Origin of the sequence: Actinoplanes utahensis (assembly GCF_016862455.1) — a bacterium.
Taxonomy (GTDB): Bacteria; Actinomycetota; Actinomycetes; order Mycobacteriales; family Micromonosporaceae; genus Actinoplanes; species Actinoplanes utahensis.
In genome coordinates, this window is record NZ_BOMZ01000039.1 from 1 (window position 1) to 11,525 (window position 11,525).

The following is an 11,525-nucleotide window of genomic DNA, read 5'->3' on the forward strand; positions in this document are numbered from 1 at the left end:
CGGCGCTTGAACCGCCAGCGGATGCGGTGGCCGCGCTCGAACCGCCAGCGGATGCGTTGTCAGGGCTTGAGCTACCAGGGGATGCAGTTGGTCGGCACTGATCATCCCGGCGTGGAGAAGTTCCAGATCGGGCGGGATCCATGTGGCCGCGTAGGGGAGGACGGGATCACCCGTACCCCCTCGGGTTCCGCGGAGGAGTGTGCCGTGACCGTTCTCGTCCAGCCGGAGGCGCTGCCGGTTTCCGAGGCGGACGGTGACCGGGCCCGCGACCCGGTCGGCTTCCCGGAGGATCGCCGCTTCGGCGATCCATCGATGTACGGCGTAGCCGCTTCCCGCGGTCACCTCGGCAGGCAGCAGTCTCTCCCGCTCGCACGGCTCGGCGAGGAGCCCGGGAGCGCCGGAACGAGTGGGCAGTCCTGAGGCGCCGGGGCCGACGGGCGATTCGGGGGCACCGGACCCGGCGGGTAGCTCAGGGGCACTGAAGCCGGTGGGTACGTCGGGGGCGCCGAAGCCGGTGGGTATGTCGGGGGCGCCGAAACCGACGGGCAGCTCGGGGGCGCCGAAGCCGGTGGATGGGTCGGGGTGTCCGGAGACGGTGAGCAGATCGAGGGCCCCGGAGCGGGTGAGCAGGTCGGGGGCGCGGTCGGCGGCCCACAGGTGGGGATGGAGGTCGAGGCGGAAGCGGCGGTCGGGCCGAGGGCGGGGGTGCGGGCCGCCGGGTCCGGCGGTGGGGTCCCACAGGGCGAGGCTGATGCGCTGGCCGGCGTCGGCCCAGCCCGGGGCGGTTCGGGCGACCAGGTGCACGTCGCCGGCCGGGTGGGGGTAGCGGGTCAGTGAGATGGTCAGGCCCGGCCGGAGCAGGCCGTTCGGAATGGTGCGGGGCAGGTGCCATCGCAGCAGGTCGGGGGCGAGACGGCGGAGGTCGGTGCGGATCAGCGCCGCGAGATCACGGCCGCGGGTTCGGGCCACCGTACGCAGATCGAGGTCCACGTCGATGTGGGCGGCGGCGCACGCTGCGGCCCAGTCGCCGGCGAGGCGGCGCGCGGTGGCGGTGTGGATCATCGAGGGCGGCACGGCGAACTCGCGCACGCGCCGCCAGTGGAGAAGACGGGTCCGCCCGTCCGCGTCGGGGGAGCGCATCAGCACTCACCTTGCGCGGACGTGACCCCCGATCCGTGTTCGAAGGTGTTCATCGCCGGGCAGCCTACCGCCCGTTCTCGAATCTGTCAGCGGGGAATCCGTCGGCGGCTTCGGCGGAGAGCGGCTGGGCCAGCGCGATGATGATGCCTTCGGGGCCGCGGAGGTAGCAGAGCCGGAAGGTGTCCTCGTAGTCGGCGATCTCGCCGACGAGTTCGGCGCCGTGGGCGCGCAGCCGGGTGACGGTGTCGTCGAGGTCGTCGACGGCGAACATGAGGCGCCGGATCCCGATCGTGTTGGCGGGGGCGCCGGCCGGGCCGGCGCTGACGGCGGGCGGGGCGAGGAACCTGGTGAGCTCGAGCCGGCTGTGCCCGTCGGGGGTGCGCATCATGGCGATCTCGACCCGGATGCCGTCGAGGCCGACGACCCGGTCCACCCAGGGGGCCTGGACCGGCATCCGGCCTTCGAGCTCCATGCCGAGTTCGGTGAAGAGGGCGACGGCGGCGTCGAGGTCTTCGAGGACGATGCCGACGTGGTCCATCCGCTGAAGTGCCATGCCCCGAGGATCGCACGGCGCCGGGTCGCCCGTACGGATGAAAGATAATCCTTTTCGGACCTTTGAGGGATCTTCAGTTTCGGGACTGATCTTGATTTGCGGTATGACGGTGCGGTCGTGGAGAGGGATTCATTATCACCTTCGAGTGATCGGAATGGCGATAATCGATCATTTTGTTGTACCTTTGGTCCAGAAAAAGCAGGACATCGCCTAGGTTTCCGGTGGGTAAATGATCCATGTCCTGGTCATTTCGGCCGCCCGTTTCGTTGATCCGGTACATCCGACTCGTTCGATCGGCTACGGCTAGGTGCGCAGAGTGCTCCGGGCCGTTACGTTAAGTACGTGTCCGATGGTGATCGCCATTGGCACGGATCGGTATTGAGCTGGGGGGACGACCGTTTTCCCGGATCAAGGGAAGATCTGTCGACCCGGGGTCCTCCGAATGGACACGGGGCGATAGAAAGGTATGTGCATCAGCGTTCCTGACGGGGGCGGCGAGCCGGCAGGCGCCGGGGCGTCCATCGACGAGGGTGGTGTGATGATCCGGGTCGTTGTGGTGAGAGACGAGGGATATTTCGGTGTCCCGGTGCGGGCCTTTCTCGAGACCGAACCGGACATGCACTACGTCGACACCCTGCCGATCAGTGGCGACCTGGCCCCACGTGCCGCCCAGTTGTGGCCCGCCGTCGTCGTGATCGACACGGAGTACATGGTGAGTCAGGTCCTGCCGATCGCCGACGAGCTGCACACCGCGATCCCGTCCTGCTCGATGCTGCTGCTCTGCGACCCGTCCAAACGCGGCATGCTCCCGCCCCGCCGGTGGAACGGCGGGCTCAACTTCCTGGTCAAGGGCTCGCCGCCGACCGTGCTGGCGGACGCGGTGCGGCGCCTGGCCCGGGGCGAGCGGGTGGTGTCGCCGATGCTGCAGGCCGCCTCGCTCAACACCGACCGCGGTCTGAGCACCCGCGAGCTGGAGGTGCTGGGCCTGGCCGCGGAGGGCGACTCGGTGAAGGAGATCGCCGGGCGGCTCTATCTCTCCGGCGGCACGGTCCGCAACTACCTCTCCGCCATCATCTCCAAGACCGGCGCCCGCAACCGCCTCGACGCGATCAGGATCGCTCGCAAGGAAGGCTGGCTGCGCTAGATCGCCCGCAAGGAAGGCCGGGGCCGGCCGGTGGGAACGGGAAAGGCGTGCGGAGCCGACCGGGTAGCGTAGGAACGGATGCCAACCCATCACCTCGACATCCCGGCCCTGCCCGTTCTGGTGCCGCTGGGCGTCGCCCTGATGATCTTCTCGGCGTGGTTCCTGCGCCGCCGGGGGCTGCTGACGCCGGGCCGGCTCGCGGTGGCCTGGTTCGCCGGGTGGTACGCGGTGGCCGTGATCGGCGCGACGATGCTGCCGATGCGGCTGTCCTGGGGGCCGGGCACCGGCGACCCCGACCTCTACCGGATCCTCTGGGTGCCGATCGTCGACATGCGCCGCCGCGACTTCGTGCTCAACACGATGATGACGCTGCCGCTGGGCGCGGTGCTGCACATGGTGTTCGGGGTGCGCGCGGTGCGGCACGTGGTGGGCATCGGCTTCCTGATCAGTTTCGTCATCGAGCTGAGCCAGCTGACCCTGCTGCTCACCCTGCACGGGCAGCGCTGGGCGGACGTGCACGACGTGCTGTCCAACACGCTCGGCGCCTGGCTCGGCTATCTGGCGTTCCGCTGGATCACGCGTTCCGGACGCTGGAGCCGGGTAGTGGAAAGCTGCTCTTTCGCCCGAAGCGCCCGCGGTACGCCAGCAGTGGCGCGATGACCCGGCGCCGTCCGGGCCGGGCCGAGATCCGCTGATAGAGGTCGCCCACCGCGGCGGCGAGATGGTCGGCGTCGTACCGTACCCCCGCTGATCGCGACGGCAACCGTGCGCCGCGCCGCTCGCCGAGGCACAGCACCTCCGCGCGCAGCGCCCGGGGCAGCGACTCGCGGTCCGCCGAGAGCCGGAACGTGCCGCGGACCGGGACGCGGGCGGCGGCACGCTCCTCCAGCGGCGGGCAGGAGCCGTAGACGGCGGGCAGCCCGGCAGCCAGCGCCTCCAGGGTGGCGAGTCCGAAATTGGTCGTGTCCGGCGAGGCGAAGACGTCCATCGCGCAGAGCATCTCGCGCGGGTGGGCGACGGTTCCGGCGAACAGCACCCGGTCGGCGACGCCCTCGATGATCGCCAGCCGTTCCAGGGCGGCGCGGGCCGGGCCGTCACCGACCAGCAGCAGCACCGCCTCCGGCACCTCGGTGACCGCCCGGATCAGCAGGTCGAACCGTTTGTCGGGGTCGAGCCGGCCGACGCCGCCGATCAGCGGCACGCCCGGTTCGACGCCGAGCCGGGCGCGGGCGGCGGCCCGCAGCCCCGCGTCGAACCGGAACTCGCGCGGGTCGATCGCCTTGGGGATCACGGTGATCCGCCGGTCCGGCACGCCCCACGCGCGCAGCCGGCCGGCGACCGCCGGGGACGGCGCGATGGTGACCTGGCCGAGGCGTTCCGCGGCCAGGTAGAGGGCGCGGACGCCGCGGGACACCCGGCGGCCCTCGACGACCTCGGTGCCGAGCTGGTGTTCGGTGGCGACGATGTTCGGCACCCCGGCCAGGCGGGCGGCGATGCGGCCCTGCACGCAGGCCCGGTACTGGTGGGTGTGCACCAGGTCGTAACGGCCGGAGCGCATCAGCTGCCGCAGCCGCAGGATCGCGGCCGGGTCGCGGTCGCCGGCGCTGGCGACGTGGTGCACCCGGGCGCCGGCCAGGTCGCCGCCGGCCAGCGTGACGATCTCGTTCTCGTACGGCAGCCGGCGCACCAGCAATCGCAATTGGTGACCGGCCCCACCCGGCTCCAGCGTGCCGATCACATGCAGCACCCGCATCTGTTGTCCCCCGGTCGCATTCTCGACAGAACGCTTGCCTCATCCGCCGTAAAGACGCTGCCGGAATTCCGGCCGTAACGGAAGTTGCAGATGTCACGCCTAAGGTGAGAGCTTCTCACCGTCAATATGACATGCTCCGCCGAATGGCCATCCGGGCGGGCCCGAAAGTATCTGACGGAAATGCCGATCAAGGCCCTGTCCTCAAGAGAACGCCGAAAATGAGATGTTCTCACGTAGCCCATGACAATTGCTACTGTGAAGCTCCCTTCCCGGCTGCAACTCTAATTTTGCGAAAGGCCGACGGGGCCGTTGCGCAGACGAGTCGCAGCCGCATTTCACTGTCCGGAAATGTATTTGGCGGGCGCTCGTTTTTTCCTTGTCTCGAGGAGGATCCGCGGCCGGCCGCGCCGGCATCGTACGAGGGGGATTCCATGCAGGTACGGCGACGAGCGTCCGGCGGCACCACCGCCGACGCGACTCCCGGCGACTGGCGCGGCCCGGGACGGCACCCGGTTCCGTGGTACCGCCGGGCCCTGCCCGGCCGCGCCGCACGTGCGGCCACCGACGCGCTGGCGCTCGCCAGCGCGCTGCTGATAGCGACGTTGCTGCGCCATGACGGCGACGTCGGCCACATCGACTTCCTCGGCCTGGTGACGCTCGCCGCGTTCGCCGCGATCGTGCACACCGTGGCCGGCATCCATTTCGGCCTCTACACCGGCCGCTGGTCGTACGGCTGTTTCGAGGAGATCGCGGCGCTGGTGAAGACCGCCGCGGTCACCACCGGCGTGGTGTTCGTCCTGGACAGTCTGTTGTACCTGACACCCCGTTCGGCGGTCATCGGCGCCGGGCTGATCGCGCTGGTGTTCACCGCCGGTGTCCGCTACACCGTGCGGTTCCTGCAGGACAGCCGGCTGCGGCCGTCGCCGGAACACGGGACCCGGGTCGTCGTGATGGGCGCGGGGGAGGGCGCCACCCAGGTCATCCGGGCGATGCTGCGCAGCCCCCGCAGCCCGTACGTCCCGGTCGCCCTGCTCGACGACGATCCGGCCAAGCGCACCTTCCGGGTGATGGGCGTCCCGGTGCGCGGCACCCGCGCCGACATGGCCGACGTGGTCCGCCGGTTCAACGCCGAGGCGGTGGTCATCGCGATCCCGAGCGCCAGCGCCGACCTGATCCGGGCGCTGACCGAACTGGCCCAGCCGCTCAACGTCGACCTCAAGGTCGTCCCGCCGGTGGTGGAGCTGTTCGGGCGTACCGTCCGGGTCGAGGACATCCGCCCGGTCAGTCACGAGGATCTCCTCGGCCGCCGTGAGGTCGGCATCGACCTGGCCGCCGTCGCCGGATACCTCGAAGGCCGCCGGGTGCTGGTCACCGGCGCCGGCGGCTCGATCGGCTCGGAGCTGTGCCGGCAGCTGGCCCGGTTCCACCCGGCCACCCTGGTGATGCTGGACCGCGACGAGTCCGGCCTGCACGCGGTGCAGCTGTCCATCGACGGCCGCGGCCAGCTCGACGACCGCAACCTGGTCGTCGCCGACATCCGCGACCAGCAGCGCCTCGACGAGGTGTTCGCCGAGCACAAGCCGCAGGTGGTCTTCCACGCCGCGGCCCTCAAGCACCTGCCGCTGCTGGAGATGCACCCGTCCGAGGCGCTCAAGACCAACATCATCGGCACGTACCAGATCCTGCAGACCGCGATCCGGCACAACGTCGACCGGCTCGTCAACATCTCCACCGACAAGGCCGCCGACCCGTGCAGCGTCCTCGGGTACTCCAAGCGGATCACCGAGCGGCTCACCGCGGCCGCCGACGCCACCGCGTCCGGCACCTACTGCAGCGTCCGGTTCGGCAACGTGCTCGGTTCCCGCGGCTCGGTGCTCACCGCGTTCGCCGCCCAGGTCGAGGCCGGCGGCCCGATCACCGTCACCCACCCGGACGTCACCCGCTACTTCATGACCGTGCAGGAGGCGGTCCGGCTGGTCATCCAGGCCGGCGCGCTGGAGAGCGAGGGCGAGGTGCTGGTCCTCGACATGGGCGAGCCGGTCCGGATCGCCGACGTCGCCAAGCGGATCGCCGACGCCGCCGAACAGCACATCCAGATCGTCTACACCGGACTGCGGCCGGCCGAGAAGCTGGCCGAGGTGCTGCTCGGCCCGGACGAGCCGGACCACCGGCCGAACCACCCCCTGATCTCGCAGGCGCCGGTGCCGCCGCTGGACGGGGCGGTCCTCTCGCTGCTCGACGCGTCGGCGCCCGGCGAGGACCTGATCGCGGTGCTGCGCTGGCTCGCCGAGAGCCCGGCCCTGTCCAAGACCCCGCACGCGGTCGTCACCACCAAACAGCGCCGTCCCGAATCGGCCGCCGTCCCGCCGGGCCGGCGCTCGTGAACCGCCGCCGGTTCAAGAAGACCCGAACGCTCGAACACCCTGAGGAGAACACGCTCATGCGGGTCGTCATCGCCGGTCAGGGCTACGTGGGGCTGCCGCTCGCGGTCCGCGCCGCCGAGGTCGGGCACACGGTCGTCGGCTTCGACGTCGACGACGACCGGATCAAACGGCTCGCCGCCGGGGAGTCCTACGTCGACGACGTCTCCTCCGCCGACCTGCAGCGGGTCCTCGCCACCGGCTCGTTCCATCCCTCGTCCGACCCGCGGTCCTGTGCCGGTTTCGACGTGGCGGTGATCGCGGTGCCGACCCCGCTGCGCGAAGGCAGCCCGGACCTCTCCTACATCGAGGACTCGGCCCGCACCCTGGCCCGGTACCTGCGGCCGGGCGCGACCGTCGCCCTGGAGTCCACCACCTATCCCGGAACCACCACCGAACTGGTCGCGCCGCTGCTGGAGGAGGGTTCCGGCCTGATCGCCGGAGTCGACTTCCACCTCGGGTACAGCCCGGAGCGCATCGACCCGGGCAACCGGGAGTTCAGCCTCGTCACCACGCCGAAGGTGGTGTCCGGCATGAACCCGGCCTCGCTGGCCATGGTCCAGGCGTTCTACGCGTCGGTGGTCGAGCGGACCGTGCCGGTCTCCGACCCCAAGGTCGCCGAGCTGGCCAAACTGCTCGAGAACACGTTCCGGCACGTCAACATCGCGCTCGTCAACGAACTCGCGGTGTACGCCCACGAGCTCGGCATCGACGTCTGGGAGGCGATCGACGCCGCCAGCAGCAAACCGTTCGGCTTCATGCGGTTCGTGCCCGGCCCCGGCGTCGGCGGGCACTGCCTGCCGATCGACCCGTCGTACCTGTCCTGGCGGGTGCAGCGGACCCTCGGCCAGAGCTTCCGCTTCGTCGAGCTGGCCAACGACATCAACAACCACATGCCCGACTACGTGGTACGCCGGCTCGTCGCCGCGCTGAACGAACGGCGCAAAGCGGTCAACGGGTCGACGATCCTGCTGCTCGGCCTCGCCTACAAGAAGAACAGCGGCGACGCCCGGGAGTCGCCGGCCCGCCGGGTCGCGGCGTTGCTGCTGGACATGGGCGCGACGGTCCGGGCCGCCGACCCGCACGTGGTCGAGGACGCCCACGTCGACCGCCGGGTGGAACGGGTCCAGCTCACCGCCGAGCAGGCCGCCGACGCCGACGCCGTGGTGCTGCTCGCCGATCACGAGGCGTTCGACCTCGACCTGGTCCTGCAGCACGCCCCGTACGTGCTGGACACCCGGCACCGCCTCACCGGCGGATCCGTCGAGTGCCTGTAAGAGAAGAGGTAACCGTGCGAGTTCTCTGGAACGCTCTCAACCGGCTCACCGCCCTCCTCATGCTCCTGCTGCTCGCCCCGCTGATCCTGGCCGTCGCCGCCTGGATCCGGATCGCCGACGGCAAGGGCGTCCTCTTCGTCCAGGACCGGGCCGGCAAGGACGGCGTCCCGTTCCGGATGCTGAAGTTCCGGTCGATGGTGCACGACTCGGTCGCGCTCAGCGCGAAGCTCGGCATCGACGACCCGTTCGGGCTGGTCGAGAACGATCCGCGGATCACCCGGTGCGGGCGCTTCCTGCGGCGTACCAGCCTGGACGAGCTGCCCCAGCTGATCAACGTGGTGACCGGCCGGATGAACCTGGTCGGCCCGCGCCCCGACGTGCTGCCGCAGGTCGCCAACTACTCACCCGAGGACGCCCGCCGCCTGGCGGTGAAACCCGGCATCACCGGGTGGGCGCAGATCAACGGCCGCGACGACATCGACTGGCCGCAGCGGTTCATCCTGGACCGCTGGTACGTCGACAACTGGTCGCCGCTGCTCGACCTGAAGATCCTCGTGCGCACCGCGATCAGCCTGAACCGGGGCGAGCCGCCGGTCCACGTCGACCAGCTCAACATCGCCCGGCAGCAGACCGTCACCGAACCGGCCGAGGCGGAAGCCAGCCGTGCCGCCTGAACCGCCCCGCGAGATCGGGTCGGAGTTCCACTGGGACGCGGCCGCCCTGCTCGACGAGGAGTGGGGCGGTCTGCCCGGATGGCTGCCGGTCCGGCGGGCGCTGTTCGCCACCGGGGCCGGCGGGCTGAGCGCGCTGCTGCGGCTGCTCGCGCCGTCCGGGCGGCTGCACGTCCCGTCGTACTTCTGCATGGGGGTCGCCGAATTCCTCGCCCCGCAGACGTCGATCACCTGGTACCGGCACCTGCCCGACGGCCGCGGCCCGCGCTGGGACACGCTGCGGCCCGCACCCGGCGACGTCGTGCTCGCCCAGAACCTGTTCGGCCGCGACGACCCGGCGGGCTGGGAGGCCTGGATACGGGGCCACCCCGCGATCACCGTGATCGAGGACCACTCGCACGACCCGTTCAGCGAATGGGCCTGCGCCAGCACCGCCCACTACGCGGTCGCGTCGCTGCGCAAGACGCTGCCGCTGCCGGACGGCGGTCTGCTGTGGTCGCCGCGCGGCCTCGACCTTCCGGCCCCGTCCGGGCCGGCCGCCGGCGGCGCCGACCTGAAACTCGCGGCGATGCTGCTCAAGGCCGCTTGGCTGGCCGGCCGGCCGGTGCCCAGGGACCACTTCCGGGAACTGCAGCGACGAGGAGAACATCAACTGCTGGGAAGCGCGGGCCCGGCGAGCGCGGTCACCGCGGCGATGCTGCCGCTCCTGGACATCTCGGGAGTACGGGGGGCGAGCGCGCGGAACGCCGCGGAGGTGGCGGCCGCGCTCGGTGGGCGTACACCGCAGGGGTTCGAAATCCTCGGGGGTGGGGGTTTCCGGGTGCAGCTGGTGTGCCCGTCGCGGCCGGCGCGCGACCGGTTGCTGGCGTTCCTGGCGGCGAACCGGATCTTCGCGCCGGTGCACTGGCGGCAGGACCGGGTCGGGTTCTGGAGTGGCGACGAGGCGGCCGCGGCCCTCGGGGACCGGATGCTCACGCTGCCCGTCGATCACCGGTGCGGACCGGGAGATCTGCGGCGTATCGCTGAGGTGGTCAGCGCGGGGTCGAAAGGATCTTTTTCTGGCCATATGATCTGAGCGTGGTCGATCGCAGGCCGGCATCAGCTCGCTTCGCTCGCCGATGCCGGCCCGGACGTTCGATCGTGATCCTGGCAGATGGCCCGTGATCATGTAGGAGGCAGGCGATGACCTCCATGAGCTGGTTCGCGCTGGGGATGGCGGTGTTCGGCGCGTTCAGCTACGCGACCGGCTCGATCCTGCAGGCCGTCGGCGCCAAGCGCAGCCACAGCACGGCCAGCACCCTCGGTCATCCGCTCTACCTGGTCGGCATCGGCTTCGACATCGTCGCCTGGGTCGGCGCCGTCGTCGCCCTGCAACACCTCGCCGTCTACGTCGTCGAGTCGGTCCTCGCCGGATCCCTCGCGGTCACCGCCGTCGCGGCCTGGCTGTTCCTCGGCTCCCGACTGCGCCCCCGCGACGTCGCCGCGATCGTCTGCACCACCTGCGCGCTCGGGGTGCTCGCGCTCTCCGCCGGCCAGCAGCACGAGATGCTGCCGTCCATGACGGTCCGGATCGGCCTGGTCACCGCCCTCGTCACCCTGTGGGCGCTCGGCTGGGGCGCCACCCGCACCGGGCGGCCCGGCCTCATCGCCCTCATCGGTGGCTTCTCGCTCGGCGGCGCCGCGATCTCCGGCCGTGCCCTGCAGTTCCCCGAGACCGAGATGGCGCAGGCGTCCACCGCCGTCGTCGCCGTCGTCACCGAGCCGGTCACCTGGACCATGCTCGCGTTCGCGCTGACCGGCATGCTGCTCTACGCCGCCGCGCTGCAGGGCGGCGAGGTCGGCCGGGTCACCGCCGTCCACTGGACCGGCGAGGTGGTCCTGCCGTCGATCATCGCCCTCACCCTGATCGGCGACACCGTCAAACCCGGCTGGGAGTGGGCCGCCCTCGCCGCCGGCGCCGTCACCGTCGGTTCGGCCATCGTGCTGGCCTCCGCTCCCGCCGCCGTCGCCCCCGCCGGGGAGGACGGCGCCGTCGCGGGTGCCGCCGCCGGTGGCGCCGTCGCGGTGCCGCCGCCACGGGCCGGGGTGGCCCTCGTGCCCGTCGAGGCCTGGCGGTTCGCCATCCCCGTCGAAGCGCACTGGCCGGCGCTGCAACCGCCACTCGTCCGCGGGTACGGGACGATCATGTGGTGGGGCTCGCCGATCACCCCCCAGCCGTTGTGGATCCCACCCGACCGGACCCTCAGCCCGCCCGGCGCGATCCCGGCCTGGGCCGGCCCGCAGCTGCCCGAGGCCCGCACCGCCGGCGCGGCCCGCACCGGCCTGCGCCGCCCGCGCCGGATCCCGGCCCGCCGGCCCGCGGCCCTGCCCGCCGCCCGCCGCGCCACCACCGCACCCGCTGCGGCCCTGCCCGCGCCACACCGTTCCACCGCGGCCTGACACCGCTGCGCGCCGGTTGGCCCGCACGGTTCCACCGCTGCGGCCTTGCCCGCGCCACACCGTTCCACCGCGGCCTGACACCGCCGCGGGCCGGCGGGCCACACCGTTCCACCGCGCCCTGACACCGC

General features: G+C 71.4%; 9 protein-coding genes and 1 pseudogene. 7 read left to right on the top strand and 3 right to left on the bottom strand.

Annotated features, from left to right (window positions below):
- Positions 1 to 1,140, bottom strand: a pseudogene (locus Aut01nite_RS14250) (hypothetical protein); the annotation flags it as partial.
- Between the two features lie 64 nt (positions 1,141 to 1,204).
- Positions 1,205 to 1,693, bottom strand: coding sequence for a VOC family protein (locus Aut01nite_RS14255; protein ID WP_201775522.1), 489 nt, complete (start codon positions 1,691 to 1,693; stop codon positions 1,205 to 1,207).
- A 538-nt stretch (positions 1,694 to 2,231) separates the two neighbouring features.
- Here Aut01nite_RS14255 and Aut01nite_RS14260 point away from each other — a divergent pair.
- Positions 2,232 to 2,837 (top strand): response regulator transcription factor, encoded by a 606-nt coding sequence (locus Aut01nite_RS14260; RefSeq protein ID WP_043525651.1) that lies wholly within the window; start codon positions 2,232 to 2,234, stop codon positions 2,835 to 2,837.
- Positions 2,838 to 2,915: 78 nt separating this feature from the next.
- A complete protein-coding gene (locus Aut01nite_RS14265) occupies positions 2,916 to 3,497 on the top strand; it encodes a VanZ family protein (RefSeq protein WP_043525528.1) in 582 nt (193 codons plus the stop codon).
- Here Aut01nite_RS14265 and Aut01nite_RS14270 read toward each other — a convergent pair.
- Entirely contained in the window at positions 3,412 to 4,590 is a 1,179-nt protein-coding gene (locus Aut01nite_RS14270) for a glycosyltransferase (protein WP_043525527.1), read from the bottom strand. The genes Aut01nite_RS14265 and Aut01nite_RS14270 overlap by 86 nt on opposite strands.
- Positions 4,591 to 5,021: 431 nt before the next feature.
- Here Aut01nite_RS14270 and Aut01nite_RS14275 point away from each other — a divergent pair, with 431 nt between their 5' ends.
- The 5 genes from Aut01nite_RS14275 to Aut01nite_RS14295 all read left to right on the top strand — a co-directional run bounded on the left by Aut01nite_RS14275 (position 5,022) and on the right by Aut01nite_RS14295 (position 11,397).
- The gene (locus tag Aut01nite_RS14275; RefSeq protein ID WP_083999039.1) at positions 5,022 to 6,974 is read left to right on the top strand and encodes a nucleoside-diphosphate sugar epimerase/dehydratase; all 1,953 of its coding nucleotides are present in this window, start codon (positions 5,022 to 5,024) and stop codon (positions 6,972 to 6,974) included.
- Between the two features lie 56 nt (positions 6,975 to 7,030).
- The gene (locus Aut01nite_RS14280) at positions 7,031 to 8,287 is read left to right on the top strand and encodes a nucleotide sugar dehydrogenase (RefSeq protein WP_043525649.1); all 1,257 of its coding nucleotides are present in this window, start codon (positions 7,031 to 7,033) and stop codon (positions 8,285 to 8,287) included.
- 14 nt (positions 8,288 to 8,301) lie between these two features.
- Entirely contained in the window at positions 8,302 to 8,961 is a 660-nt protein-coding gene (locus tag Aut01nite_RS14285; protein ID WP_043525526.1) for a sugar transferase, read from the top strand.
- Positions 8,951 to 10,033 (top strand): hypothetical protein, encoded by a 1,083-nt coding sequence (locus Aut01nite_RS14290; RefSeq protein ID WP_043525525.1) that lies wholly within the window; start codon positions 8,951 to 8,953, stop codon positions 10,031 to 10,033. Before Aut01nite_RS14285 ends, Aut01nite_RS14290 begins: the two co-directional genes overlap by 11 nt.
- 107 nt (positions 10,034 to 10,140) lie before the next feature.
- Positions 10,141 to 11,397, top strand: a complete 1,257-nt coding sequence (locus Aut01nite_RS14295) for a hypothetical protein (protein ID WP_201775521.1) — start codon at positions 10,141 to 10,143, stop codon at positions 11,395 to 11,397.
- Positions 11,398 to 11,525 lie beyond the last annotated feature (128 nt).